The 24,311-nt window shown below is 72.4% G+C and carries 22 protein-coding genes; 13 read left to right on the forward strand and 9 right to left on the reverse strand.

Going from position 1 to position 24,311, the window contains the following annotated elements; all coding sequences use genetic code 11:
* The first annotated feature begins 10 nt into the window (after positions 1 to 10).
* Positions 11 to 1,165, forward strand: a complete 1,155-nt coding sequence (locus tag ACIBQZ_RS15730; RefSeq protein ID WP_396089306.1) for a hypothetical protein — start codon at positions 11 to 13, stop codon at positions 1,163 to 1,165.
* On the opposite strand, the gene ACIBQZ_RS15735 is transcribed toward ACIBQZ_RS15730, so the two are convergent.
* Positions 1,162 to 2,163 carry a 3-oxoacyl-ACP synthase III family protein gene (locus tag ACIBQZ_RS15735; protein WP_396089307.1) on the reverse strand — a complete coding sequence of 334 codons (1,002 nt, stop codon included), beginning with the start codon at positions 2,161 to 2,163 and terminating at the stop codon, positions 1,162 to 1,164. The two genes, ACIBQZ_RS15730 and ACIBQZ_RS15735, sit on opposite strands and share 4 nt — an antisense overlap.
* Before the next feature lie 97 nt (positions 2,164 to 2,260).
* On the opposite strand from ACIBQZ_RS15735, the gene ACIBQZ_RS15740 reads away from it, so the two are divergent.
* The gene (locus ACIBQZ_RS15740) at positions 2,261 to 2,530 is read left to right on the forward strand and encodes a hypothetical protein (protein ID WP_396089308.1); all 270 of its coding nucleotides are present in this window, start codon (positions 2,261 to 2,263) and stop codon (positions 2,528 to 2,530) included.
* 58 nt (positions 2,531 to 2,588) lie between these two features.
* On the opposite strand, the gene ACIBQZ_RS15745 is transcribed toward ACIBQZ_RS15740, so the two are convergent.
* Positions 2,589 to 5,462, reverse strand: coding sequence for a M36 family metallopeptidase (locus ACIBQZ_RS15745; protein WP_396089309.1), 2,874 nt, complete (start codon positions 5,460 to 5,462; stop codon positions 2,589 to 2,591).
* A 152-nt stretch (positions 5,463 to 5,614) separates the two neighbouring features.
* Here ACIBQZ_RS15745 and ACIBQZ_RS15750 point away from each other — a divergent pair, with 152 nt between their 5' ends.
* The 3 genes from ACIBQZ_RS15750 to ACIBQZ_RS15760 are packed head-to-tail and all read left to right on the forward strand — an operon-like array spanning position 5,615 to position 9,506.
* Complete coding sequence (locus ACIBQZ_RS15750) at positions 5,615 to 7,063, forward strand: FAD-linked oxidase C-terminal domain-containing protein (protein WP_396089310.1); 1,449 nt, start codon at positions 5,615 to 5,617, stop codon at positions 7,061 to 7,063.
* Positions 7,063 to 8,163, forward strand: a complete 1,101-nt coding sequence (locus ACIBQZ_RS15755) for an FAD-binding oxidoreductase (protein WP_396089311.1) — start codon at positions 7,063 to 7,065, stop codon at positions 8,161 to 8,163. Before ACIBQZ_RS15750 ends, ACIBQZ_RS15755 begins: the two co-directional genes overlap by 1 nt.
* Complete coding sequence (locus ACIBQZ_RS15760) at positions 8,163 to 9,506, forward strand: (Fe-S)-binding protein (RefSeq protein ID WP_396089312.1); 1,344 nt, start codon at positions 8,163 to 8,165, stop codon at positions 9,504 to 9,506. The genes ACIBQZ_RS15755 and ACIBQZ_RS15760 overlap by 1 nt, the downstream gene beginning before the upstream one ends.
* 242 nt (positions 9,507 to 9,748) lie before the next feature.
* On the opposite strand, the gene ACIBQZ_RS15765 is transcribed toward ACIBQZ_RS15760, so the two are convergent.
* Positions 9,749 to 11,959, reverse strand: coding sequence for a cellulose binding domain-containing protein (locus ACIBQZ_RS15765; protein WP_396089313.1), 2,211 nt, complete (start codon positions 11,957 to 11,959; stop codon positions 9,749 to 9,751).
* A 222-nt stretch (positions 11,960 to 12,181) separates the two neighbouring features.
* On the opposite strand from ACIBQZ_RS15765, the gene ACIBQZ_RS15770 reads away from it, so the two are divergent.
* Positions 12,182 to 13,270 carry a cellulose binding domain-containing protein gene (locus tag ACIBQZ_RS15770; RefSeq protein ID WP_396089314.1) on the forward strand — a complete coding sequence of 363 codons (1,089 nt, stop codon included), beginning with the start codon at positions 12,182 to 12,184 and terminating at the stop codon, positions 13,268 to 13,270.
* 48 nt (positions 13,271 to 13,318) lie between these two features.
* Here the strand turns inward: ACIBQZ_RS15770 and ACIBQZ_RS15775 are convergent, their stop codons facing one another.
* A complete protein-coding gene (locus ACIBQZ_RS15775) occupies positions 13,319 to 13,648 on the reverse strand; it encodes a putative quinol monooxygenase (RefSeq protein ID WP_396089315.1) in 330 nt (109 codons plus the stop codon).
* Between the two features lie 69 nt (positions 13,649 to 13,717).
* Between ACIBQZ_RS15775 and ACIBQZ_RS15780 the strand changes: the two genes are divergently transcribed.
* The gene (locus ACIBQZ_RS15780) at positions 13,718 to 14,521 is read left to right on the forward strand and encodes an IclR family transcriptional regulator (protein ID WP_396089316.1); all 804 of its coding nucleotides are present in this window, start codon (positions 13,718 to 13,720) and stop codon (positions 14,519 to 14,521) included.
* Here ACIBQZ_RS15780 and ACIBQZ_RS15785 read toward each other — a convergent pair.
* From ACIBQZ_RS15785 to ACIBQZ_RS15795, 3 genes are read right to left on the reverse strand one after another with little or no spacing between them, the layout of a single operon-like run.
* Positions 14,512 to 15,177 (reverse strand): iron-sulfur cluster assembly protein, encoded by a 666-nt coding sequence (locus tag ACIBQZ_RS15785; protein ID WP_396089317.1) that lies wholly within the window; start codon positions 15,175 to 15,177, stop codon positions 14,512 to 14,514. The two genes, ACIBQZ_RS15780 and ACIBQZ_RS15785, sit on opposite strands and share 10 nt — an antisense overlap.
* Positions 15,174 to 16,214, reverse strand: a complete 1,041-nt coding sequence (locus ACIBQZ_RS15790; RefSeq protein WP_396089319.1) for an amidohydrolase family protein — start codon at positions 16,212 to 16,214, stop codon at positions 15,174 to 15,176. The genes ACIBQZ_RS15785 and ACIBQZ_RS15790 overlap by 4 nt, the downstream gene beginning before the upstream one ends.
* Positions 16,215 to 16,225: 11 nt before the next feature.
* A complete protein-coding gene (locus ACIBQZ_RS15795) occupies positions 16,226 to 17,224 on the reverse strand; it encodes an NAD(P)-dependent alcohol dehydrogenase (RefSeq protein ID WP_396089320.1) in 999 nt (332 codons plus the stop codon).
* 282 nt (positions 17,225 to 17,506) lie between these two features.
* Here ACIBQZ_RS15795 and ACIBQZ_RS15800 point away from each other — a divergent pair, with 282 nt between their 5' ends.
* Genes ACIBQZ_RS15800 through ACIBQZ_RS15825 form a run of 6 tightly spaced genes read left to right on the forward strand, consistent with a single transcriptional unit; the run spans position 17,507 to position 23,475 of the window.
* Positions 17,507 to 18,781, forward strand: a complete 1,275-nt coding sequence (locus ACIBQZ_RS15800) for an ABC transporter substrate-binding protein (protein ID WP_396089321.1) — start codon at positions 17,507 to 17,509, stop codon at positions 18,779 to 18,781.
* Entirely contained in the window at positions 18,778 to 19,737 is a 960-nt protein-coding gene (locus ACIBQZ_RS15805; RefSeq protein WP_396089322.1) for a carbohydrate ABC transporter permease, read from the forward strand. The genes ACIBQZ_RS15800 and ACIBQZ_RS15805 overlap by 4 nt, the downstream gene beginning before the upstream one ends.
* 2 nt (positions 19,738 to 19,739) lie before the next feature.
* Positions 19,740 to 20,573 carry a carbohydrate ABC transporter permease gene (locus tag ACIBQZ_RS15810; RefSeq protein ID WP_396089323.1) on the forward strand — a complete coding sequence of 278 codons (834 nt, stop codon included), beginning with the start codon at positions 19,740 to 19,742 and terminating at the stop codon, positions 20,571 to 20,573.
* A 36-nt stretch (positions 20,574 to 20,609) separates the two neighbouring features.
* Positions 20,610 to 21,782: an ABC transporter ATP-binding protein gene (locus tag ACIBQZ_RS15815; protein ID WP_396089324.1), complete on the forward strand. Its 1,173-nt coding sequence runs from the start codon at positions 20,610 to 20,612 to the stop codon at positions 21,780 to 21,782.
* Between the two features lie 51 nt (positions 21,783 to 21,833).
* Positions 21,834 to 22,358 (forward strand): SsrA-binding protein SmpB, encoded by a 525-nt coding sequence (gene smpB / locus ACIBQZ_RS15820; protein ID WP_396089325.1) that lies wholly within the window; start codon positions 21,834 to 21,836, stop codon positions 22,356 to 22,358.
* Positions 22,351 to 23,475, forward strand: coding sequence for an alpha/beta hydrolase-fold protein (locus tag ACIBQZ_RS15825; protein ID WP_396089326.1), 1,125 nt, complete (start codon positions 22,351 to 22,353; stop codon positions 23,473 to 23,475). Before smpB ends, ACIBQZ_RS15825 begins: the two co-directional genes overlap by 8 nt.
* Here the strand turns inward: ACIBQZ_RS15825 and ACIBQZ_RS15830 are convergent.
* Both ACIBQZ_RS15830 and ACIBQZ_RS15835 read right to left on the reverse strand, forming a co-directional pair.
* Positions 23,462 to 23,722: a hypothetical protein gene (locus ACIBQZ_RS15830; RefSeq protein ID WP_396089327.1), complete on the reverse strand. Its 261-nt coding sequence runs from the start codon at positions 23,720 to 23,722 to the stop codon at positions 23,462 to 23,464. The genes ACIBQZ_RS15825 and ACIBQZ_RS15830 overlap by 14 nt on opposite strands.
* A 56-nt stretch (positions 23,723 to 23,778) precedes the next feature.
* Positions 23,779 to 24,297: a hypothetical protein gene (locus ACIBQZ_RS15835; protein ID WP_396089328.1), complete on the reverse strand. Its 519-nt coding sequence runs from the start codon at positions 24,295 to 24,297 to the stop codon at positions 23,779 to 23,781.
* Between the last annotated feature and the right edge of the window lie 14 nt (positions 24,298 to 24,311).

The following is a 24,311-nucleotide window of genomic DNA, read 5'->3' on the forward strand; positions in this document are numbered from 1 at the left end:
GTCTCGTGCGGTGCGTTCCCCGATACCCGCCGCCCTGTCCCTGATCTGCGCCCTGGCCCTCGCCGGTTGCGGCGAGGAGAAGGCGCCGGCATCGGCCGCGCCCCCGCCGGGCGCGCCGGCGTCCCAGCCGGCATCGGCGCCGCCGGCCACCGCGGCGCCGTCGCCGTCGGTGTCAGCCTCGCCGTCGCCGAGCGCCTCGAAGAAGCCCCGGGCGCTGCCCAGCCCCGGCAACCCCGACGGCACCGCCACGGTGCCGGCCGAGGCGCGGGCGGCCGACACCAGCGACCCGGACCGGGTGATCGGCAGGGGCACGCCCGCGAGCTGCACGTCCGCCGCGGTGGTCGCCGCCGTCGCGGCCGGCGGGGTGATCACCTTCGACTGCGGGCCGGCCCCGGTCACGATCACCATGAAGGCCACCGCGAAGGTGCGCAACGACCACGGCCCCGCGGTCGTGCTCGACGGCGGCGGCCGGGTGACGCTCAGCGGCGCCGGCAAGCGCCGCATCCTCTACCAGAACACCTGCGACCGGGCGCAGCGCTTCACCACCTCGCACTGCCAGGACCAGGCCACCCCGCGGCTGACCGTGCAGAACCTGACCTTCACCGAGGGCAACGCGACCGGCGAGACCGCCGAGGGTGGCGGCGGCGGCGCGATCTTCGTGCGCGGCGGCCGGCTGAAGGTGGTCAACTCGCGCTTCACCGCCAACCGCTGCGACGGTACGGGCCCCGACCTCGGCGGCGCGGCGATCCGCGCGCTGTCGCAGTCGAAGAACCTGCCGGTGTACGTCGTGCACAGCACGTTCACCGGCGGGCGCTGCTCCAACGGCGGCGCGCTGAGCAGCATCGGTGTCTCGTGGACCGTGCTCAACAGCGTGTTCACCGGCAACCGGGCGGTCGGCCGGGGCGCCAACCCGGCGCGCGGCGGCACCCCGGGCGGCGGCTCCGGCGGGGCGATCTACACCGACGGCGACGCGTTCGCGGTGACGGTGCGGGGCACGGTGCTGCGCGACAACCACGCCAACGAGGGCGGCGGGGCGATCTTCTTCGTCAGCAACGACCGTACCGGCACGCTGACGATCGCGAAGTCGACGCTGCGCGGCAACCGCAGCGCCGGCTTCGAGACCGTGCCGGGCATCTTCTTCCTCGGGGCGAGGATGAGCCGCTAGTTGCCGTACCAGCGGAGCAGGGCCGCGCCCACCGACATGCCGCCGCCGAAGCCGGCCAGCAGCACCAGCTCGCCGTCGTGCAGCTCGCCGGCGCGCGCGGCCGCGTCGAGCGCGATCGCCACCGAGGCGCTGCCGGTGTTGCCGTACCGGTCCAGCACCAGATGGGTACGGGCGTCCCGCAGCCCGGCCGCCTCGACCAGCTCGCCGACCATGACGCCGTTCGCCTGGTGCGGCACGAAGTGGTCGACGTCCCCGGCGTCCACACCCGCCCGCTTGAGCAGGCCGGCCAGCACCGGCGGCACCCCGGCCAGGACGAAGTCGCGCACGCCGCGGCCGTTCATCCGGAAGAAGTGGTCGCCGTCCGCCACCGTCGCGGCGGAGGCGGGCAGCCGGCTGCCACCGGCCTTGACGTGGATCAGCTCGTGCGCGTCGCCCCGGGTGACCAGCTCGACGTCGACCAGCCCGTACGGCGCCGGCACCGCGCCGACCACCGCCGCGCCCGCGCCGTCGCCGAACAGGATCGCGGTGCGCCGGTCGGTGAAGTCGAGGATCCGGGAGTACACGTCGGCCGCCACGACCAGGACCACCGCGTCCGGCCGGGTGGCGACCAGGCCCTCGGCCAGCGCCAGCCCGAAGACGAAGCCGGCGCAGACCACGTTGATGTCGAACGCCGCGGCCCGGTGCGCGCCGAGGGCGTGCTGCACCAGCGAGGCGGTCGGCGGCTGGGGCGAGTCGCCGGTCGAGGTGGCGACGATCAGGTAGTCGACCCGGTCGGCGTTGATCCCGGCCCGGGCCAGCGCCGCGGCCGCGGCCGCGGTGGCCAGGTCCGAGGTCGCCTCGCCGGGCGCGGCGAACCGGCGCGCCCCGATCAGCGTCTTCCGGGAGATCCACTCCGGCGTGGTGTCGGTGACCCGCTCCACCAGCGCCTCGTTGGTGACCTCGTGCTCGGGCAGGTAGGAACCGGTGCCCAGGATGCCCACTCGCGATGCCGATTGCATGACCACGCTTATCGGCGCGGCGGCGGCCCGGTTGAGATATCGGTGCGGCGAACCGCTGCCGGGGGGCGCGCGCCGCGGACCGCCGCTGGAGATAATCATGGCTGTGACGAATTGGGAGTACGCGCGACTCGAGTACCGAGCGGCCGGCACCTTCGGCGCGGACAAGTACATGGACTGGACCGCCACGTTCTACCATCCGGGCGGCACCCTGCGGTGGGGCACCGACGAGCGCTTCGACGACCTGCGCCACCTCAACCGCGCGGGGGCGGCGGGCTGGCAGGCGTACGACCGGGCCGCCATCCATGTGATCAACGAGCCGCACCGGCTGCACGGCGTCACATACTCGATGCGCCGCCCGGTGCCGTAGCCCGGCCCGCCGGGGCGGGGAGGCACGCGGTGGCGGCCGCGTGCCTCCCCGCTGCCGGTCAGCTGCTGAACACCTCGAACTCCGCGGCCACCACGTTGGCGGCGGCGGGTGCCGCGGTCGCGCAGTCGCTGGCGCTGCGCGGGTCGTTCTCCTGTTCGCCGGCGTACAGCGGGTTGCCGGTGCACTGGTTGGTCAGCACCCGCAGCTTCACGTGGGTCGCCAGGGTCGGCCGCACCGGGAACGACTTGATCAGCAGGTTCGGCACCTTGGGCCGGAACTGCGCCGTGTCGAAGGCGTTCGCCGGGCTGGTGTAGGCCACCCGGTAGCCGGCGTCGGTCGCGCAGTCCGCACCCGCGGTCGCGTTGCAGGTGAGGATCTCGAACTGGCGGACCGTGCTGTACATCGCCGCGGTCGCGGCGCCGGCGCCCGGGAAGGCGCTGAGCTGCACCCGGGAGACCAGCTTCGCCCGGTCCGTGGGCAGGTCGACGGTGACCTGGCGGCCCGCCGCACCACCCGTCGCGGTCCAGGCCGTGCCCTCGGCGTCGTCGGTGAGCCGGCCCAGGTTGGTGCCGTCACCGCTGATCGTGGCGCCGGACGCGGCCGAGGCCAGGTTGGCCGGCATGACCACGCCGACCGCGGCGGTCACCCCGGGGTAGATGGTCTGGGTGAACCGCTTGTGGCCGTATCCGGCGCCGATCGCCAGGAACTTGTACGTGCCCGGCGCCAGCGTGACGGTGGCCGGCAGGGCGGTGGCCGGGTCGGTGTCGGCCACCGGGACCGCGCCGAAGTCGTAGTCGCCCACGTACAGCCGGACCGGCTTGCCCGCCGCCTCGCCGAGCGCCTTGAACGTCACCTCGACGTTCTCCACGTACGGCGACGCGAAGCTCGGCACCGGGTCGGTGTCCGAGGGCCCGCTCGACGCGCCGGCGCCCATGCCGCGCAGCGCGAACGCGTTCCACAGCAGGTCGGCGTTGGCACCGTCGAAGCGCAGCGCGTCCGCGGTGATCATGTTGTCGCGCATGTCCAGCATGCTGATCGAGCCGGTCGCGGCGAGCAGGAACGCGTCGAACACCAGCTGCGCCCAGCGCCGGTTGCCCGGGCACTCGGTCGCCGGCGTGGTGCCGGCCGCGCAGCTCTCCTGCAGCGCCCGGGTGCCCGAGCCGTACCGGCTGAGCAGCGCGCGCCGCACGTCGAAGTTCGTCGCGCTCCAGATCTCGCCGTCCGGGTGCACGGCCGCGCCGCGGTCGTAGCCGTAGTCGGAGTAGTTGAGCGGGCTGTTGCTCATGTCGTGGTTGCGGATGCCGGTGGCCAGGTCGCCGGTCACGTACGCGCCGGTGACGTAGGGCGTGCTGCCCCGCGGGGTGTAGCCGCTCTCGTACAGGTACTCCATGGCGAGCAGGTCGGACCAGCTCTCCCCCATGGCGCCGCCCTGGCTGGAGCTGATGCCGCTGTCCGGGCCGGCGATCATCCGGTTGCTGATCGCGTGGGTGTACTCGTGCCCGATCACCGTCATGTCGTAGTCGCCGTCCACGCAGGGCGGGTACGCGCTGCCGGCGAACGGCTGCCACATGTACATGTTGGTGGTCGGCTGCATGCCGTCCGGCGGGGTCGCCTGGTTGGCGTTGTTGCGGGTGGTCGCGGTCGCCGCGCCCTGCTGGGCGTTGCCCCGTTCGGCGTCCGCGCCCTTGCCGTACGGGCTGGTGTTGGTCTTCTGCAGGTTCCAGGTGGCCTCGGTGAAGCCGAGGTGGTACGACCAGTCGTGCATCCGGTTGTGCATCGCGAACAGGTTCGCGGTGGCCGCGTCGACGTCCGCCTTCTCCGGCGAGGTCAGCGTGTTCGGGTCGCACTTGCTGGTGTTCCACTGGTTGGTGAACGGGTAGACGTACTCCCGGTCGGGCCGGGCGGCCGCGGGCGTGGCCGGGGAGCCGTTGCCCCACAGGCTGACCGACTCGGCGGAGTTGCCGGTGGTGGTGAACGTCGGCAGGCCGGTGGCCGGGTCGATGTCCCACGGCTTGCCGGTGGCCGGGTCGAGGACCTGGCGCGCGCAGCCCGTCGCGGTCGTCGCGCACCAGGTCTGCCGGGTGTCGGTGCCGGCCGCGGCCGGGGTCGCCGGGAAGACCTTCCAGTGCGGGTCGTCCTCGGCGAAGTTGACCAGGTTCTCCCGCAGCAGCACCGTGCCGTCGCGGGCGTCCACATAGGTGGTGTAGCCGAGCGGGTGCTCGGCGTCCTTGGAGAGCACGACCACCTCGTAGGCGGCGCGCGGGGCGGCGCCGGGCATCGGCACGGCGACCTGCCGGACCCGGGAGTCGGCGAGCTGGTCGCGGGCGATGCCGGCGTCGGCCAGCGCGGCGGCCAGCGCGGCGTCGGGCTCGAGCGTGGCGGCCGCCGGGGCGGTGGTCTGCGGGCTCAGCGACGAGGTGACCCGCAGGACGTCGCCGCCCTTGACCGCGACGGCGACCAGGCCGTCGTGGGCGGCGGGCAGCTTGCCGAACCGCTGGCGCATCAGCACGACGGTGCCCTCGCCGACCGGGGTCTGTGCGACCGTGTCCAGGTCGTCGACCGCGGCGGTCCTCAGCGAGAACAGCCCGACGCTGTTCTTCAGGAAGCCGCGCGCGACGGCCTCGGGGTCACCCTTGAGCCCGGCGGCGAGCGTGCCCTTGGCCGGGGTGACCGAGGCCGGGGTGCCGAGCTTGTTCCAGCGGGTCACCAGGTTGTCGTCGCGGACCAGGGAGCGCTGGCCGGCGGTGGGTGCGGCGCTGCCGCCGCGGTTGTCGACGAACGCGTACTCGTCGTCGAGGTGGTCGCCGGTCAGCGGCGTGGCCGCGGCCGGCTGCGGGTGGGCGGGTGCCGCATCCGCGCCGATGGGCGCGGCGGCGACCATCGTGGTCACGGCGAGGATTCCGGCGACGGCGGACCGTCTGCGTAAGCGCACGCATGCCTCCTGGGGTCGGCCTGGAGGATCTCTCCAGACGTCCGAGACATTACGCTTTGATCGACATTCATAGATGAACGAAATGTTTCAACCGTGACGGCCCTCGACTGCCGCGCCCGGCGGAGGTTACGTTGTCGCCCATGGGGTCGCCGATGACCGCGCTTGCCGTTCTCGCCGCCCGGCTGCGCGCTGAGCTGGGCGCCGACCGGGTCGTGAGCGACCGGCAGGAGCTGCGCACCTACGAGTGTGACGGGCTGGCCCATTACCAGGTCATCCCCGGGCTGGTGGTGCTGCCCCGGGACGCCGGCGAATGTGCCCGTACGGTCCGCGGCTGCGTCGCGGCCGGCGTGCCGTTCGTGGCCCGCGGCTCCGGCACCGGGCTCTCCGGCGGCGCCCTGCCGCACGCCGAGGGCGTGCTGATCGTGACGTCGAAGATGCGCGCCATCGTCGAGGTCGCGCCCGCCGACGAGCGCGCGGTGGTCGAGCCCGGCGTGATCAACCTGCACGTGACCAGGGCCGCCACCCCGCACGGCTACTACTACGCCCCGGACCCGTCCAGCCAGCAGATCTGCTCGATCGGCGGCAACGTGGCGGAGAATTCCGGCGGCGCGCACTGCCTCAAGTACGGCTTCACCACCCACCACGTCACCGGCGCCCAGGTGGTCACACCGGACGGCGAGCTGGTCGAGCTGGGCGGCCGGGCCCCGGACACCCCCGGCTACGACCTGCTCGGCGCGTTCGTCGGCTCGGAGGGCACGCTGGGCATCGCGACCCGGGTCACCGTCAAGCTGACCCGGCTGCCGGAGTCCGTGCGTACCCTGCTGGCCGCCTTCGCGACCACCGACCAGGCCGGCGCCGCCACCTCGGCGATCATCGCCGCCGGGGTGGTGCCGGCCGCGGTCGAGATGATGGACGCGCTCGCCATCGAGGCCGCCGAGGCGGCCGTGGCCTGCGGTTACCCGGCCGGCGCCGGCGCGGTGCTGATCGTCGAGCTGGACGGCCCGGCCGCCGAGGTCGAGGCGCAGTTCGACCAGGTCACCGCGCTGTGCGAGGCCGGCGGCGCGTTCGAGCTGCGGATCGCGGCCGACGCCGCCGAGCGGGCGTTGTTCTGGAAGGGCCGCAAGTCGGCGTTCGCCGCGGTCGGCCGGATCAGCCCGGACTACATCGTGCAGGACGGCGTGATCCCGCGGACCGCGCTGCCCGAGGTGCTGCACCGGATCGGCGAGGTGGCCCGGTCGCACGGCGTCCGGGTGGCGAACGTCTTCCACGCCGGCGACGGCAACCTGCACCCGCTGGTGCTCTTCGACGAGGGCGTGCCGGGCCAGGCCGAACGGGCCGAGGAGGTCTCCGGCGCGATCATCGACCTGTGCATCGAATACGGCGGTTCGATCACCGGTGAGCACGGCGTGGGCATGGACAAGGCGAAGTACATGCCGCGGATGTTCACCGACGACGACCTCGACACGATGCACCTGCTGCGCTGCGCGTTCGACCCGGCGGGGCTGGCCAACCCCGGCAAGATCTTCCCGACCCCGCGGCTGTGCGGCGAGGTCCCCCGAGTCCACAAGGCCGGCGAGCCGGCAGCGGCGGAGCTCTTCTGATGTGGACGGAAGCCGCGGAGAGCGTGGCCCCCGCCAGCACCGAGGAGGCCGCCGAGGTGCTCACGGCCGCCGCGCGCGACAACCTCGCGGTGGTCGTCCGCGGCGGCGGCAGCAAGCTCGACTGGGGCATGCCGCCGCGCCGGCTCGACCTGATCGTGGACACCCACCGGCTCACCGGGGTGGTCGAGCACGCCGCCGGTGACCTGATCATGGTGGTCCGGGCCGGCACCCCCCTCGACGCCATCGACCTGGGCGCCCAGCAGCTCGCGCTCGACAACCCCCTGTCCGGCGCCACCGTCGGCGGCGCGGTCGCGACCAACACCAGCGGCCCCCGGCGGCTGCTCTACGGCACCGCCCGCGACCTGCTGATCGGCATCACGGTGGTCCGGCCCGACGGCCGGATCGCCCACGCGGGCGGCAAGGTCGTGAAGAACGTCGCGGGGTACGACCTGGGCAAGCTCTTCACCGGCTCGTACGGCACGCTCGGGCTGATCACCGAGTGTGCGTTCCGGCTGCACCCGCGTCCGCCCGTCGCCGCGTTCGTGCGGCGCACCGCCCCGGCGGCGGAGCTCGGCGCGCTGCTGGCCGCCGTCCGCGCCGAGCAGGTCGCGCCGTCGGCGGTCGAGCTCGACGCGCCCGCCGAGGGTCCGGTGACCCTCGCCGTGCTGGTGGAGGGCACAGCCGCCGGGGTCCGGGACCGGGCCGCGCGGCTGGAGAAGGTGCTGGGCGGCCAGCTGACCGAGGAGCCGCCGGAGTGGTGGGGCCGCTACCCGTGGGACACCGTGGGGATGAAGCTGACCGCGCCGCTGTCACGCGTACCGGAGCTACTCGGGCACGGGGCGGCCGTGCGGGGCTCGGCCGGCGCCGGGGTGCTCTACGCCGACGTGCCGGTGGCGTCCGCGCCGGCCGTGGTGGAGCGGCTGCGGGCCGCCGCGGTCCGCGCGGGCGGGCACGCGGTGGTGCTGACCGCGCCGCAGCCGGTGCGCGAGCTGGTGGACATGTGGGGGCCGGTGGCCGGGCTGGCGCTGATGCGCCGGGTCAAGGACCGGTTCGACCCGGGACACCGGTTCGCCCCGGGCCGCTTCGTGGGAGGCATCTGATGATCGACCCGCCGCGTGACGTGCTCGGCCCGGTCCTCGGCGAGCCGGCCTTCGACGCGCACCGCCCGCCCCGGCGCGAGCTGGTCGACGACTGCGTGCACTGCGGCTTCTGCCTGACCACCTGCCCGACGTACGTGCTGTGGGGCGAGGAGATGGACTCGCCGCGCGGCCGGATCCACCTGATGAAGCAGGGGCTGGACGGCGAGCCGATGAGCGACGCGCTGGTGCGGCACGTGGACGCCTGCCTCGGCTGCATGGCCTGCGTGACCGCGTGCCCGTCCGGCGTGCGGTACGACCGGCTCATCGAGGACACCCGGGCACAGGTCGAGCGCCGGCACCCCCGGGCGCCCGGGCAGCGGCTGCTGCGCGAGACGATCTTCGCGCTGTTCCCGTACCCGCGGCGGTTGCGGCTGCTGCGCGGGCCGCTGCGGGCCTATCAGGCCAGCGGTCTGCGGCGCTTCGTCGCCCCCCGGCTGGCGCCGACGCTGGCCACCCTGGAGTCGCTGGCGCCGAGGCTGACGAGGGTGCCACGGCCGCCCGGCCGGGTGCCGGCCAGCGGCCCGCGCCGCGCGGTGGTCGGCGTGCTGACCGGCTGCGTGCAGAGCGCGTTCTTCCCGGACGTGAACGCGGCGACGATCCGGGTGCTCGCGGCCGAGGGCTGCGAGGTGGTGGTGCCGCCGGCGCAGGGCTGCTGCGGGGCGCTGAGCGTCCACAACGGACGCGAGGCGGAGGCGCAGGGCTTCGCCCGCAAGCTGATCGACCGCTTCGAGCGGGCCGGCGTCGAGCACGTGGTGGTCAACGCGGCCGGCTGCGGCTCCTCGATGAAGGAGTACGCGGACCTGCTGCGCGACGACCCCCGGTACGCGGACCGGGCGACGGCGTTCGCGGCGAAGGTCCGCGACCTGTCGGAGATCCTGGTCGAGCTGGGCCCGGTGGCGCCACGGCAGCCGCTGCCGGTGACGGTGGCCTACCACGACGCCTGCCACCTCGGGCATGCCCAGGGCGTCCGGGCCCAGCCCCGCGCGCTGCTGGCCGGCATCCCCGGGCTGGTGGTCCGGGAGATCGCGGACCCGGAGATCTGCTGCGGCTCGGCCGGGGTGTGGAACGTGCTCAACCCGGAACCGGCGGCCGAGCTGGGCGACCGCAAGGCCAAGGACGTGCTGGCCACCGGCGCGGAGCTGCTGGTGACCGCGAATCCCGGCTGCCTCATGCAGGTGGCGGCGGCGGTGCACCGGCTCGGCGGCGAGATCTCCCTGGCGCACACCGCCCGGGTGCTGGACGCCTCGATCCGCGGCCTGCCGGTCGCGGCGCTGCTTCAGCCGGCGGACGGCCGCTCCCGGTAGGCGTCGCCCACCGAGCGCAGGTGGGCCCGCACCGGTACGCCCACCGCGTACCGGGCGGGCCCACACCGCCCGCGAGCGCCGGCAGTGGCTTCGGCACGCGTTGGCTGAATGCCGTCGCCGCCGCCGGGCTCGCCGTCCTCACCCTCGCCGTCGATGACCCCGGCGGACCGTTCCCCTCTGGGCCGTCCCGGCGCCCTGGTCCGTCGGTGCGGTCATCGGCCTCATCGGGGCTCCCAGGGCTGTCACGGCTGGGTGATGCTGGGCCGCGGCGGGGTGGCCATGTTCGCTCCGATGAAGAAGCTCGGGTGCGGAGGCTGGTTGTAGGCCGTGTTCTGCCAGGCCAGCGCCAGCCGGTACTGGGCGTCCTGGAGCAGGGTGGTGATCCGGCGGTCGGTGGCGGTCGGCGTGGCGTAGACGCGCAGCGCGGTGTTGCTGCTGGTCGGCCAGATCACCTCCTCGCGCCAGTCGCCGAACAGGTCACCGGAGAGCGACGGCGTCGACTTGGTGCCGTTGTTGGAGTGCACGTCCGCCGCGGTCAGCAGCCGGGTGTCGCCCGCGGTGCCGTACTTGTCGATGTGCGTGCCGTCCAGCAGCTCCCGGACCGGGTCGGCGTCCCACCAGGCCAGGAAGTTGGCCGAGCCGGGCTTACGGCTGCTGACCACCGTGCCGGTCGGGCCGCGCACCCCGTCCGCGGCCGACGACCAGGACTCGGCGCCGGCGCTGCCCGACCAGATGTCGCCGGAGACGCCGCGGCCGTTGTCCCCGTTGGCCGGGGTGGTCCAGAGCACCTGACCGGTCCGGGCGTCGGCGAACCACGACGACGGCTTGCTGGCGTCCTCGTCCACCTTGAACACCTCGAGGCCGGCCCGCGCCGGGTTCAGGTCGCCGACGTGCAGGGCGTCGCCGTGGCCGTTGCCGGTGTTCCACAGCTTGGCGCCGGTGTCGTCGATGGCCAGCGAGCCGTAGACGATCTCGTCGCGGCCGTCGGCGTCCACGTCGGCCACCGCGAGCTGGTGGTTGCCCTGCCCGGCGGTGCCGGAGTTGGTGCTGCTGGAGCTGTCGAAGGTCCAGCGCCGGGTGAGCGTGCCGTTGCGGAAGTCCCAGGCGACCACCACGGTGCGGGTGTAGTAGCCGCGGGCCATGATCAGGCTGGGCCGCCGGCCGTCGAGGTAGGCCGTGCCGGCCAGGAACCGGTCGACCCGGTTGCCGTAGGAGTCGCCCCAGGAGGAGACCGTGCCGCGCGGTGGCTCGTAGTTCACCGTCGACAGCGCGGCGCCGGTGCGGCCGTCGAACATGGTCAGGAACTCCGGCCCGGTGAGCACGTACCCGCTGGAGTTGCGGTAGTCCGCGGTGGCGCTGCCGATGACCTGCCCGGTGCCCGAGACGGTGGCGTCGGCGGTCTTCATCGCCACCTCGGCGTCGCCGTCGCCGTCGTAGTCGTACACCTGGAACTGGGTGTAGTGCGCCCCGGCCCGGATGTTGCGGCCCAGGTTGATCCGCCACAGCCGGGTCCCGTTGAGCCGGTACGCGTCCACGTAGACCGGGTCGGTGACCCCGGACTGCGAGTTGTCCTTGGCGTTCAGCGGGTCCCACTTGAGCACGATCTCGAGCACCCCGTCGCCGTCCAGGTCGCCGACGCTGGCGTCGTTGGCCACGTACGCGGCACTGTTCGGGTTCTGGATCGGCACGTCGAGGTAGCCGTTGGCGAAGTTCAGCGCGGCGCCGGAGGCGGCCTGCTCGACCCCGCCGACGACCGCCCGCACCGTGTACGCCGCGCCGGCGGCCGCGCCCGCGTCGAGGTAGTTGGTGGAGGCGGTGATCGGGGTGGCGTTGACCTTGGTGGTGCCGCGGTAGACGTTGAACCCCACGTCGGCCGGGTCGGCGGCGAGCCAGCGCCAGCTCACCAGGTTGCCGCTGCCGGACCGGACGCTGATCAGCCCGCGGTCCAGTCGTTCCATCTGCCGCCCGTCCGCCGCGGTCGGCGGCGGGGTGGTGACCGGCGGGGTGGTGACCGGCGGCGTGGTGGGCGGGGTGGTCGGCGGGGTCGTGGTGGTGGCGCCGGTGCAGGCGACCCCGTTGAGGGTGAACGCCGTCGGGTCGGTGTTCGTGCCGGTGGAGGAGCCGTTGAAGCCGAACGACGTGCTCGCGCCCGTGGCGAGGGCGGCGTTGTACCCGGCGTCGCGGACCGTGACCGCGGCGCCGGACTGGGTCGCCACGCCGTTCCAGGCCTGGGTAACCGCTTGCCCGGACGGGAAGGTCCAGCCCAGGGTCCACCCGGTGAGCGGATCGCCGAGGTTCGTCACCTCGACCGAGGCGCCGAAGCCGCCCTGCCAGGTGCTGGTGACCGCGTAGGAGACGCGGCAGCCGGCGGCCGCGGAAGCGTCCAGGGCCGTCAGCAGGCCGGCGCCCAGCGCCACCACGCCCAAGCCGGCGATCTTGCCGAACGTCTTCATCGCGGTCTCCTCGCAGTGACGCCCATCAATTGGGAGCGCTCCCAAGACTGCCGCTGCGAAATGCCCGCGTCAAGACCCCGAAATTTATCGGAAATTAACCTTCGTAAATATCGGGCTATTTTTGGGAGCGCTCCCATGTCATGATGCCCGCATTCCCCTTACACGGTTCAGAGTCCTCCACCGCGCCCCGGGCGGCGGTGCCCCCAACCTGAGGTGAGTGCGATGAGCATCAGAAAACTCGCGGTCGTGCTGGCCGCGGCCGCGCTGGTCCCGATCGGCCTGATCGCCGCGCCGGCGTCCGCGGCCGCCGGCTGCCGGGTCGCGTACACGATCACCAGCCAGTGGCAGGGCGGCTTCGGCGCGTCCGTCGCGATCACCAATCTCGGCGACCCGGTCACCGCCTGGACGCTGGGCTGGAGCTTCCCGTCCGGGCAGACCGTCACCCAGCTGTGGAACGGCGTGGTCAGCCAGTCCGGCGCCGCCGTCACCGTCCGCAACGCGAGCTACAACGGCGCCATCGCCACGAACGCGTCGACCTCGTTCGGCTTCAACGGCGCCTGGACCGGCAGCAACGCCGTCCCGACCGCCTTCACGCTGAACGGCGTCGCCTGCACGGGCGGGGTCACCACCCCGCCGACCACCCCGCCGGTCACGCCCAGCACCCCGCCGACCACCACGCCGCCGCCGACCGGCGGCCCGGTCAAGGTGATGGCGCTGGGCGACTCGATCACCGGCTCGCCGGGCTGCTGGCGGGCGCTGCTCTGGCAGCAGCTCCAGCAGGCCGGCAAGGCGTCGGCGGTGGACTTCGTCGGGACATTGCCGCCGCAGGGCTGCGGCTTCACCTACGACGGCGAGAACGAGGGGCACGGCGGCTTCCTGGCCACCAACGTCGCCGACCAGAACCAGCTGGTGGGCTGGCTGGCGGCGACCGACCCGGACGTGGTGATGATGCACTTCGGCACCAACGACGTGTGGAGCAACCGCCCGCCGGCCACCATCCTGGCCGCGTTCACCAAGCTGGTCGGCCAGATGCGCGCCTCGAACCCGGCGATGAAGGTGCTGGTCGCGAAGATCATCCCGATGAACCCGAGCAGCTGCGCCGAGTGCGCCCAGCGGGTGATCGACCTCAACGCCGCGATCCCGGCCTGGGCGGCGTCGACCAGCACGGCGGCGTCCCCGGTCACCGTGGTGGATCAGTGGACCGGCTTCAACACCGCCACGGACACCGGCGACGGCGTGCACCCCAACGCCGCCGGCGACCAGAAGATCGCCAACCGCTGGTACCCGGCGCTGAGCGCGGCCATCTCCTGACCCCGAGCTGCGGCCCCGGACCGGGCGGAGGTCCGGGGCCGCTTTCGGTCAGGAGGCGGGCACGGCCAGCTCGCCGAGCTCCGACCAGCCGTCCTGGTCGACGGTCTGGCTGATGATCCTGGGCGTCTCCGCCAGGTGCGGCGGCAGGTCCAGCTGGGCCTGCTTGAAGTGCGCCGACCCGACGTGCGCGGCGCCCGCGTCGCCGTCGCGGAACGCCTCCACCAGGACGTACTCGTGCGGGTTGTCGAGGCTGCGGGACCAGTCGAACCACAGGCAACCCGGCTCGGCGCGGGTCGCGGCGGTGAAGGCCGCGGCGATCTCCGGCCAGCGGTCGGCGTCCTCGGGCCTGATCAGGAACTTCGCGGTAATGAAGATCATCGGTGCTCCTCTCGTGCAACGGGGTGCAATGCTTTTCCGGCCACCGCGGGCCGGGTGATGCTCAGGGGCATGAGCAGCCACCCCCGGACCGGCCTGCTGCAGTCCGTCGAGCGGGCCATGGCCGTGCTCGACCATGTCGCCGCGGCGCCCGGCCCGCTGCCGGCCAAGGAGATCTCCCGCGCCCTCGGCCTCGCCCTGCCCACCACCTACCATCTGCTCACCACCCTGGTGACCGGCGGATACCTGGTCCATCTGACCGAGGAACACGCGTACGCGCTCGGACACCACGTCGACGACCTGGCCCGGGGACTGCGCCGGCAGATCGCGGTGCCGCCCGAGGTCGAACGGGTCACCGCCGTCGTGCACCGGCAGGCGCACGCCGCGGCCTACTACGCGACGCTGCGGAATACCGAGATGATCGTCGCACACGTCGCCGAGTGCCCGGCGCATCCCCGGATCCGGGTGCTCGACGTCGGCTTCCACCGGGCCCCGCACGCCACCGCGTTCGGCAAGCTGATGCTCGCCATGCTCGAGCCCGGCGCGGCCGAGGAGCTGCTCGACGCCACCGGCACCCCGGCGGTCACCCCCGGCACGGTCACCGACCGGCGGTTGCTGCGCCGCCAGCTGGCCCAGGTCCGCAGCACCGGGCTCGCCATCGAGGTGGACGAGTTCCAGGCCGACCTGTCCTGCCTGGCCGCGCCGGTCACCGACGCCGCCGGCCGGTTCGTCGGCGCGGTGGCCGTCTCCCTGCCGACCGCCCAGCTGCGCGCCCGCCGCTGGACGGTGGAACGCGCCGTGCGGCTGGGCGCGGTGCGGGCGACGCGGGCGGTGTCCTTGCGGGCCACCGCCCGCCCCGGTCGCGGTCAGCCGTAGCGGGTCCGCAGGAGTCCTTGGCAGAAGCCCGCGTTGCCGTCGATGCTGACCCGCACCGTCCGCGCGAAGCGCAGCCAGCCGGGCAGCCGGTCCGCCGGCAGCGCCGCGCCCTCGTCGTCGCAGAGCGCGTGCTCGCTGGTCAGGCCCAGCCGGGCGCGGCGGCGGGCGACCGCCTCCGGCGCGGCCCGGGCCGCCGCGGCGAAGGAGAGCGTGCTCAGCGCCGCCGGGTCGGCCCCGGCCCCGACCAGGGCGCAGGCCAGCCGCTCCTGGGCGGCCAGGTGCGCCTTGCGCTCGAACGTGGTCCGGAGCCCGGCCAGCGCCGGGTCCGTCCCCGGGTCGGCGTCGCCGGCGAAGGTGCCCGCGAAGTCGCCGGCCGCGGCCACGCCCGCGTTGATCTCCGCCGCGACGAAGTGGTCGAGCAGGACCACCTCGACCGGTCCCGCCCCGGGCAGGGCGGCCAGCGCGTCCCGCGCGTCGGCCACCATCAGCCAGGCGAAGTTCGGCGCGCAGAAGTAGGTCGGCAGCCGCAGCTCCGCGCGGACCGCGCCGGCCTCGGCCGTCAGCCGGGCGACGAAGCCCAGCTCGGTGATCGGCCGGTCCAGCTCGGGGTCGCGGACCTGGGCCAGGGCCGCCCAGGCCGCGTCGGCCAGGGTCATGCCGGTGCCGCCGGCGCCGCGCCGACCGCCGGGCCGCTGTTGTCGGGGGCCGGCGCCACCATCAGCTCGCCGGGCACCTTGAGGTCGTAGAGCGCCGCCGCGTTCAGCCCGAGGATCTTCCGCTTGACGTCGGTGGTCAGCACGCCGTACTCGCTCTGCATGTCCTCCGGGATCTGGAAGTCGACGAACTTCTCGATCAGCCACTTCGGCTGCCAGATCGCGTAGTCGCTGCCGAACAGGATGCGGTTCTCGTCGAGCCAGTAGAGCAGCTCGCCGATGATCTGGGCGAAGTACCGCGGCCGGCTGTGGATGAACGGCATCGCGACCGCCAGCCCGCCGAAGACGTTCGGCTCCTGGGTGGCGATCCAGCAGAAGTCCTCCAGCCGGGGCAGGCCCACGTGCTCGACGATGAACCGCAGCCCGGGGAACATGGTGGCCGCGTCGTCCACGTCGGCGACGTCGAACGCGTCGCGGTTCATCGGGTAGACGGTCGGGCCCTTGTGCACGTGGATGTTGCGGATCCCCAGCTCCTGGCACTTCTCCAGGTAGCGGTAGGCCCACGGGTCGGACAGCTTCCAGCCCTTGGAGCTGCCCTTCCACTCGGCGGTGTAGACCTTGACGCCCTGCAGCTGCCAGCGCTCGTGCAGCCGCTCCAGCTCGGCCAGCCCGTTCTCGCCGTCGCGCGGGTCGAACCGGCCGTTGACGATGAACCGGCCCGGGTGCCGCTCGGCCATCGTGCCGTTCTGCTCGGTGGTGTTGAAGCCGTTGACGTACCAGTCGGTCAGGTACGTCGACTGCAGGACGGCCACGTCGTCGTACCCGGCCTCGAACAGGTCGTGGATCATCCGTTCCTCGGGGTAGCGCTCGAACTCCTCGAGGGTCCAGCGGTACTCCGCCGGCGAGAGGTTGGAGTGGTAGTCGAAGAAGCACTTGATGAAGCCCTCGCCGTACCGGTTGATCTGGTTGGCCGGGCTGCCGTCCCAGAAGTGGGTGTGCCCGTCGACCACGAAGTAGCTGGTCCCGTCCTTGGTGTACATCGGTGCTCCTCCTAGGGCACGAGGATGCCGCGGCCCTGCAGCCGCCCGGCCTCCAGGTCGTCGATGGCCTCGTTGACCGCGGTCAGCGGGTACGTCCTCGTGTGCAGCCGGACCCGGCCCTGCGCCGCGAGGACCATCAGCTCGTCCAGGTCGTTGTACGAGCCGACCAGGTTGCCGATGATGTTGCGTTCGGTGGAGATCAGGTCGATGGTGGGGATGTCCACCCGGCCGCCGTACCCGATCACGTAGTAGCTGCCGGCCCGGCGGGTCATCGCCAGGCCGCGGGCCTCGGCGCCCTGTTCGCCGACGAAGTCGAGCACCACGTGCGCGGGCTCGTCCAGCTCGTCGGTGCTCGCCACCACCAGGTGCGCGCCCAGCTCGGTGGCCAGGTCCCGGGCCGCCGGGTTCGGATCGGCCACCACCACCCGGGTGGCGGTCAGCGCCAGCAGGCACTGGACGCCGATGTGGCCCAGCCCGCCGGCGCCGATCACCAGGCAGGTCGTGCCCGGGTACAGCAGCGGCACCGCCTTGCGCACGGCGTGGTACGCGGTCAGCCCGGCGTCGGCGAGCGCGGCGACGTCGCGCGGCTCCAGGCCGGGCCGCAGCCGCACGCAGGACCGGGCGGTGGTCAGCAGGAACTCGGCCATCCCGCCGTCGGTGTCGATGCCGGGGAACGCGGCGTGCTCGCAGTGCACGTCGTCGCCGGCCCGGCACGGCCGGCACAGCCCGCAGGTGACCAGCGGGTGCAGGATCACCGCGTCGCCGGGCGCGACGGTGGTGACGGCGCTGCCGACCGCGCGCACCCAGCCGGCGTTCTCGTGGCCGATCGTGTACGGCAGCTGCACCCCGGACTTCTCGGCCCACTGACCCTCCACGATGTGCAGGTCGGTGCGGCACAGCCCGGCGGCGCTCACCTGCACGAGGACGTCGAGCGGACCGGTGGGCTCCGGCTCGGGCACCTCGTCGACCGAGGGGCGCTTGCCGTAGGCGTGGACGCGGACGGCCTTCATCGGCCTCATCTCCTCTGCTCCGGCTCGTCCTGCGGACTCTCGACGGCCGGCCGGCGGCACCGCCAGAGCGCGTTCAGATGCTGACAACGGGTTGCTAAATCGACACAGCGTGGAACGTCCGGCCTGTCACGTTTCATGACCGCCCGGTTACGGAACGGCGACATCGGCCCCGGAAAATCGTTCCTGCCACGACTCGCGCAGGTCAGCGATATCTGGCAATGTCGTGGTCAGGGCTGTGAGCTGGGCCACAAAGTGCCAGCGGTTTGCCCGGACGGAGGATCGATGAAGATTCAACGACCGACGGCGCTCCGGCGACCGTCACGGTGGGCCTCGATGATCGGCGTCGCCGCACTGCTGACCTCGATCGGCGCCTGCTCCAGCGGCCCCGAGGGCACCGTGATCAACCTCTACGGCGGCGCCAGCGGCACCGGCTTCGACAAGATCATCAACGACTGCAACCAGCAGGCGGCCGGCCGGTACACCATCGTCGGGAACCTGTTGCCCAGCGACGCCGACGGCCAGCGCGACCAGTTCGTGCGCCGGCTCGCCGCCAAGGACGACGGCATGGACCTGCTCGGCATGGACGTCACGTGGACCGCCGAGTTCGCCGAGGCCAAGTGGATCCGGGAGCTGACCGGGGACAAGAAGACCCAGGCCACCAAGGACACCCTGCAGCCGCCGATCGACACGGCCACCTGGAAGGACAAGCTCTACGGCGTACCGCGCACGACCAACGTCCAGCTGCTCTGGTACCGCAAGTCGCTGGTGCCGACGCCGCCCCGGACGTTCGACGAGATGATCTCGATGGCCCAGCAGCTCAAGTCCCAGGGCAAGGCCTACGAGATCGGCCTCACCGCGGCCCAGTACGAGGGCTACGTGGTCAACATCAACAACCTGGTCACCGCGTACGGCGGGACGCTGGTCAACGAGGACAGCACCAAGCCCACGATCGACGACAAGACCGTGCAGGCGCTGACCCTCATGAAGAAGCTGGCCACCTCGGGGGTCACCAGCGCGTCGCTGTCCAACGCCCAGGAGCCGGAGGTCTTCGCGGACCTGCAGGCCGAACGCTCCGCCTTCTCGCTCAACTGGCCCTACGTGCTCAGCGCCATGCGCGAGGCCAACCCGCCGCTGGTCGACGACCTCGGCTACGCGCCGTACCCGTCGGTGGACGGCGGCCCGCCCAAGGTGACGCTCGGCGGGATGAACTACGCGATCAGCACCTACAGCAAGCACCCGGAGGAGTCGTTCGAGGCCGCGATGTGCCTGCGGAACGAGAAGAACGCCCTGAGCGCCGCGCTCGACGCCGGTGACGTGCCGGCCCTGGCGACCGTGTTCGAGCTGCCGGAGTTCAAGAAGGCCTACCCGATGGCCGACGTCATGCGCAGCGAGCTGGAGGCGGCCGTGCCGCGGCCGGTGTCGCCGGTGTACCAGAACATCTCGACGCTCGTCTCGACCACGCTGTCGCCCCCGCAGAGCATCAACCCGCAGGCCGCGGCCGACAAGCTGCGTGACTCCATCCAGGACGCGATCGACGGCAAGGGGATCGTCCCATGACAGCCACCCCGACTGCGGCGGCCGCCGAGGCCGCCGAGCACCAGATCGACGACGGCACCACCGAGATCGCCCGGCAGCGGCACACCGACGCCAAGCGGGCCGAACGCAAACTGGGCCTGCTGCTCGTCGGGCCGGCCGTGGTGATCATGCTCGCCGTGGCCGCCTACCCGATCCTGTACGCGTTCTGGCTGTCGCTGAACAAGGCCGACCTGCGCCGGCCGGACGCCAACGAGTTCATCTGGTTCGACAACTACGTCACCGTGCTGTCCAGCCCGATCTGGTGGACCGCGTTCGGCGTCACCATGCTGATCACGGTGGTCGGCGCCACCCTCGAACTGATCTTCGGGATGCTGCTGGCGATCGTCATGCACCGCACGATCGTCGGGCGCGGGCTGGTCCGCACCTCGGCGCTGGTGCCGTACGCGATCGTGACCGTGGTGGCGGCGTTCTCCTGGCGGTTCGCCTGGACCCAGGGCCTGGGCTGGCTGGCACCGGAGAACTCCGCGCCGCTGACCGAGTTCTGGCCGTCGATCGGGATCATCATCCTGGCCGAGGTCTGGAAGACCGTGCCGTTCATGGCCCTGCTGCTGATGGCCGGGCTGGCGCTGGTGCCCGAGGACCTGCTCAAGGCCGCCTCGATGGACGGCGCGAACGCCTGGAAACGGTTCTGGATGGTCACCGTGCCGCTGATCAAGCCGGCCATCCTGGTGGCGCTGCTGTTCCGCACCCTGGACGCGTTCCGGGTGTTCGACAACATCTTCGTGCTCACCAGCGGGTCGAACAAGACCAGCTCGGTGTCGATGGTGGCCTACAGCAACCTGATCCGCGGGCTCAACCTCGGCATCGGGTCGGCGATGTCGGTGCTGATCTTCATCACCACCGGGATCATCGCGTTCACGTTCATCAAGCTCTTCGGGGCGGCAGCGCCCGGATCCGACGCTGAGGGGAGGCGGTAGTCATGCAGCCGGAGACCACCAACCGCAAGCTGATGTGGTGGGGCGTCAACATCATCGTCCTGCTGTACGCGTTCGTCCCGGTGCTCTGGATCGTGTCGCTGTCGCTGAAGGACGACGCGACCCTCAACGACGGCAACTACATCCCGACCTCACCCAGCGACGACAGCTACACCGCGATCTTCAACAACTCCGACTTCCTGCGGGCGCTGATGAACTCGATCGGCATCTGCATCATCGCCACCCTGATCGCCATCGCGTTCGGCACGATGGCCGCGTACGCGATCGCCCGGCTGGACTTCCCGGGCAAGCGGACCATCGTGGCGATGGCGCTGCTGGTGTCGATGTTCCCGCAGATCGCCCTGGTCACGCCGCTGTTCAAGATCGAGACCGCGATCGGGCTCTTCGACACCTGGCCCGGCCTGATCATCCCGTACATCGCGTTCGCACTGCCGCTGGCGATCTACACGCTGTCCGCGTTCTTCCGGGAGATCCCGTGGGACCTGGAGAAGGCGGCGAAGATGGACGGGGCGACGCCGTACCAGGCCTTCCGCCGGGTGATCACCCCGCTGGCCATGCCCGGCATCTTCACCACCGCCATCCTGGTCTTCATCTCCTGCTGGAACGACTTCCTGTTCGCGCTCTCGCTCACCTCGACCTCGAACGCGCGCACCGTGCCGGCGGCGATGAGCTACTTCACCGGCGCCACCACGTTCGAGAAGCCGACCGGACCGATCGCGGCCGCCGCCGTGGTCATCACCATCCCCATCGTGATCTTCGTGCTGGTGTTCCAGCGGCGGATCGTCGCGGGGCTGACCTCGGGCGCCGTCAAGGGCTGACCCATCCACCCCGCACTCACACTCGGAGGAGCTGACGTGGCCGAGATCGTTCTGGACCATGTGGTCAAGCGTTATCCCGACGGCGCCCTGGCCGTGGACGACTTCAACCTCGAGATCGCCGACGGCGAGTTCATCATCCTGGTCGGCCCCTCCGGGTGCGGGAAGTCGACCACGCTGAACATGGTGGCCGGCCTGGAGGACATCACCGCCGGCAAGCTGCTCATCGACGGCCAGGTGGTCAACGACAAGGCGCCCAAGGACCGGGACATCGCCATGGTGTTCCAGTCCTACGCGCTCTACCCGCACATGACGGTCGGCGACAACATGGGCTTCCCGCTGCGCCTGGCCGGCATGGACAAGGAGACCATCAAGAAGAAGGTCGCGCAGGCGGCCGAGATGCTGGAGCTCACCAACCACCTGGACCGCAAGCCGGCCAACCTGTCCGGCGGGCAGCGCCAGCGGGTGGCGATGGGCCGGGCCATCGTCCGCCAGCCCAAGGCCTTCCTGATGGACGAGCCGCTGTCGAACCTGGACGCCAAGCTGCGGGTGCAGATGCGCACCCAGATCTCCCGCATCCAGAAGAGCCTGGGCACCACCACCCTCTACGTGACCCACGACCAGACCGAGGCGATGACCCTCGGCGACCGCGTGGTGGTCATGCGCGCCGGGGTGGTCCAGCAGGTCGGCTCGCCGGCCTTCCTGTACGCCCACCCGGCCAACCTGTTCGTGGCCGGCTTCATCGGCAGCCCGGCGATGAACTTCTTCCCGGGCCAGCTGCGCGGCGACTCGGTGGTGACGGCGCTGGGCGAGGCGGTGCTGCCGGACAAGGTGCGCCAGGCCCTCAACGGCGGCAAGGGCGACCGCGACGTGATCGTCGGCATCCGCCCCGAGCATTTCGAGGACGCCGCCCTGGTGGGCGACAAGCCGGGCGCCACGTTCGACGCCCCGATCGACATCGTGGAGGCGATGGGCTCGGACGTGTACGCGTACTTCACCATGACGGGCGACCAGGCGCACTCCCAGGACCTCGACGACCTGGCCAAGGACACCGGCAACGACCTGCACAGCGGCGGCGTCGACGTGACGGCCCGGCTGGACGCCGGGGCGAACGTGCGCCGCGGCAGCACGGCCCGGATCTGGTACGACACCTCGAAGATCCAGGTCTTCGACACCTCGACCGGCAAGAACCTGATCGCGCCGGACGCCTGAACCCGGCTCGCGGCCCCGGCCGCCCCCACCGGCACCCCGTCGTTTGCGAGGATGGAGCAGCTCAACTTCTCCGGCGACACCGAGGGGGCGGCCACGGCCAGGGAGACCGGCCGCAAGGTCATCGCGTCCAACAAGAAGGCGCGGCACGACTACGCGGTCCTCAAGACGTACGAGGCCGGCCTCGTGCTGGCCGGCACCGAGGTCAAGTCGCTGCGGGCCGGCTATGTGTCGATCGTCGACGCATTCGCCCAGGAACACGAGGGCGAGCTCATGCTCTACAACCTGCACATCGCCGAGTACGGCTTCGGCTCCTGGACCAACCACGCCCCGCGCCGCACCCGCAAGCTGCTGCTGCACCGCATCGAGATCGACCGGATCCGGGAGAAGCTGCGCGAGCCCGGCAACGCCCTGGTCCCGCTGTCGATCTACTTCAACGAGGGCTGGGCCAAGGTCGAGCTGGCGCTGGCCCGGGGCAAGCGCGAGTACGACAAGCGCCAGGCGCTGGCCGAGCGGGACGCCAACCGGGAGATCGCCCGCGCCCTGGGCCGCCACCTCAAGGGGCGCACCCGTGGCTGATCCGGAGGCGCTGTGGTCCCAGGCGCAACGGACGGGCAGCCCGGTCGTCTCCCCGGTGGCCCCGGACGGCACGGTCGAGGTCACCTTCCTGTGGCGCGGCGAGGCGGAGTCCACCTCGGTGGGCTGGGGTGTGTGGCTGGAGCTCGCGCGCGTGCCGGGCACCGACCTGTGGCACGGCTCGATCCGCCTGCCCGCGACCGCCCGCACCCTGTACTACCTGTCCCACGACGGCGCCGACGACCTGCCGCGGGACGACAGCGGCACCGGCCCGGCGCACCTGGACCCGCTCAACCCGCGCCCGTTCCGTTTCCCCGCCGACCCGGACGACCCGACCGACCGCGACGCCTGGGCCTCGCTGCTGGACCTGCCGGAGGCCACCGAGCCGGCCTGGAGCACGCCGCGCCGGGACGTCCCGATCGAGGAGCACACGCTGCCCGGCGGCCGCCGGGTCGCGGTGTACCGGCCGCCCGGCGAGCCGCCCGCGGCGGGCCTGGCCACGCTGGTGCTGTTCGACGGCTGGCTGGGGCGCACCGTGCTGCGGGTCCAGCACACCCTCGACAACCTGATCGCCGCCGGGCGGATCCCGCCGATGCTCGGGCTGTTCGTCCCGGGGGTCGAGGCCGAGCGCGACACCGAGCTGACCCCGGCGTCGGCGGCCACCACCGGTTTTGTCACCGGCGAGCTGCTCCCCTGGGCCCGCCGCGAGCTGGGCGCCGGCGCCGACCCGGCCCGGACGGTCGTGGCCGGGCAGTCGCTGGGTGGCCTGATGGCGGCGCACGTGGCCCTGTCCGCGCCGGAGGCGTTCGGCGCAGTGATCGCCCAGTCCGGCAGCTTCTGGTGGCCCAAGCCGGAGCACGGCGAGCCGGGCCGGCTGCTCCGCGACTACGCCGAGCAGCCCCGGGCCGACCTGCGCTTCTATCTGAACGTGGGCGACCGGGAGACCCGGAACGGCTCGGCCGGGACGCCGACCATGCGGGAGCTGAGCCGGCGCATGCGCGACGTGCTCACCGCCAAGGGCTATCCGGTCACGTACGCGGAATACCACGGCGCGCACGACTACGTGAACTGGCGCGACACCTTCGCCGACGGGCTGCTGGCCGTGCTCAGACCCGGATGAGGTGCGAGGCGCACTGGAAGCTCTCCGCGGCGTGCAGGCTGTGCCAGTACGTGACGGGCACGGAATTCTGCAGGCAGCCCTCGTGGAAGCAGCGCACCCGCAGCCGGGTGCCCTCCGGCACGAAGCTGGTCCGCCCGGGATGCCGCCGGCACGTGGTGGCGGGCGTCAGCTCGTGCACAAAATTCCGCCACTGGCAGGTCTCCTCGCCGCAGACCGCCAGCCGTCCGCGCGGGTACGTAGAGCGCATGTCGACCACCTCCGGGTGACGGCTCCCCTGCGGACGTTACGCCGCTCCCCCGAGGCTCACAATGGTCCTTCGCCCGGTTCCGGCAGGGGTAGTTCGGCCGCCTCGCCGGCGGCCGGCGCGGCCGTCGAATGGGTCGGCGCGGGCCGGTCGGGACCGGCGCGCCGGGAATACCGGCCCTGGCTGCGGACCACCGGGAGCCCGATCAGGTGGATCGGCGCGGGCGGCTCGGCGATCCGGCCCGGGCCCCAGCGCACCCACACGGCGACCCGGCCCGCGCCGGCCTCGGCCAGCAGCTTCTCGACCGTCCGCCGGCGGTCGGTGTGGTCGACCTCGACCACGATCGGCGGCGCGGCCGGCCGGGCCAGCGCCACGTCGACGACCGAGTGCTGCTTGTCCAGCGGCGGCGGCAGCCGGACCACGCTGGGCGCCCGCCGGTAGACCCGCCAGCCCCGCGCCAGCCCCCAGGCCGCCACCTCGTCGATGATCCGGCCGGTGACCTCGTCCTGCGTCAGCCCCGCGAACGTGAGCCCGGCCAGCCGCTCCGCCAGCTCGTCCATCACGGCAGACTCGTCCATCACGGCAGATTAGC

Source organism: Actinoplanes sp. NPDC049599, from assembly GCF_044465625.1.
Classification (GTDB): Bacteria; Actinomycetota; Actinomycetes; order Mycobacteriales; family Micromonosporaceae; genus Actinoplanes.

What these genes read in the sequence shown, in the direction of transcription:
- smpB (WP_396089325.1), top strand. Translation starts at nt 21,834, where the DNA reads ATGGAGCAGCTCAACTTCTCCGGCGACACCGAGGGGGCGGCCACGGCC.
- ACIBQZ_RS15755 (WP_396089311.1), top strand. Translation starts at nt 7,063, where the DNA reads ATGTGGACGGAAGCCGCGGAGAGCGTGGCCCCCGCCAGCACCGAGGAG.
- ACIBQZ_RS15780 (WP_396089316.1), top strand. Translation starts at nt 13,718, where the DNA reads ATGAGCAGCCACCCCCGGACCGGCCTGCTGCAGTCCGTCGAGCGGGCC.
- ACIBQZ_RS15740 (WP_396089308.1), top strand. Translation starts at nt 2,261, where the DNA reads ATGGCTGTGACGAATTGGGAGTACGCGCGACTCGAGTACCGAGCGGCC.
- ACIBQZ_RS15800 (WP_396089321.1), top strand. Translation starts at nt 17,507, where the DNA reads ATGAAGATTCAACGACCGACGGCGCTCCGGCGACCGTCACGGTGGGCC.
- ACIBQZ_RS15770 (WP_396089314.1), top strand. Translation starts at nt 12,182, where the DNA reads ATGAGCATCAGAAAACTCGCGGTCGTGCTGGCCGCGGCCGCGCTGGTC.
- ACIBQZ_RS15775 (WP_396089315.1), bottom strand. Translation starts at nt 13,648, where the DNA reads ATGATCTTCATTACCGCGAAGTTCCTGATCAGGCCCGAGGACGCCGAC.
- ACIBQZ_RS15805 (WP_396089322.1), top strand. Translation starts at nt 18,778, where the DNA reads ATGACAGCCACCCCGACTGCGGCGGCCGCCGAGGCCGCCGAGCACCAG.
- ACIBQZ_RS15810 (WP_396089323.1), top strand. Translation starts at nt 19,740, where the DNA reads ATGCAGCCGGAGACCACCAACCGCAAGCTGATGTGGTGGGGCGTCAAC.
- ACIBQZ_RS15785 (WP_396089317.1), bottom strand. Translation starts at nt 15,177, where the DNA reads ATGACCCTGGCCGACGCGGCCTGGGCGGCCCTGGCCCAGGTCCGCGAC.
- ACIBQZ_RS15790 (WP_396089319.1), bottom strand. Translation starts at nt 16,214, where the DNA reads ATGTACACCAAGGACGGGACCAGCTACTTCGTGGTCGACGGGCACACC.
- ACIBQZ_RS15795 (WP_396089320.1), bottom strand. Translation starts at nt 17,224, where the DNA reads ATGAAGGCCGTCCGCGTCCACGCCTACGGCAAGCGCCCCTCGGTCGAC.
- ACIBQZ_RS15735 (WP_396089307.1), bottom strand. Translation starts at nt 2,163, where the DNA reads ATGCAATCGGCATCGCGAGTGGGCATCCTGGGCACCGGTTCCTACCTG.
- ACIBQZ_RS15830 (WP_396089327.1), bottom strand. Translation starts at nt 23,722, where the DNA reads ATGCGCTCTACGTACCCGCGCGGACGGCTGGCGGTCTGCGGCGAGGAG.
- ACIBQZ_RS15765 (WP_396089313.1), bottom strand. Translation starts at nt 11,959, where the DNA reads ATGAAGACGTTCGGCAAGATCGCCGGCTTGGGCGTGGTGGCGCTGGGC.
- ACIBQZ_RS15760 (WP_396089312.1), top strand. Translation starts at nt 8,163, where the DNA reads ATGATCGACCCGCCGCGTGACGTGCTCGGCCCGGTCCTCGGCGAGCCG.
- ACIBQZ_RS15835 (WP_396089328.1), bottom strand. Translation starts at nt 24,297, where the DNA reads ATGGACGAGTCTGCCGTGATGGACGAGCTGGCGGAGCGGCTGGCCGGG.
- ACIBQZ_RS15750 (WP_396089310.1), top strand. Translation starts at nt 5,615, where the DNA reads ATGACCGCGCTTGCCGTTCTCGCCGCCCGGCTGCGCGCTGAGCTGGGC.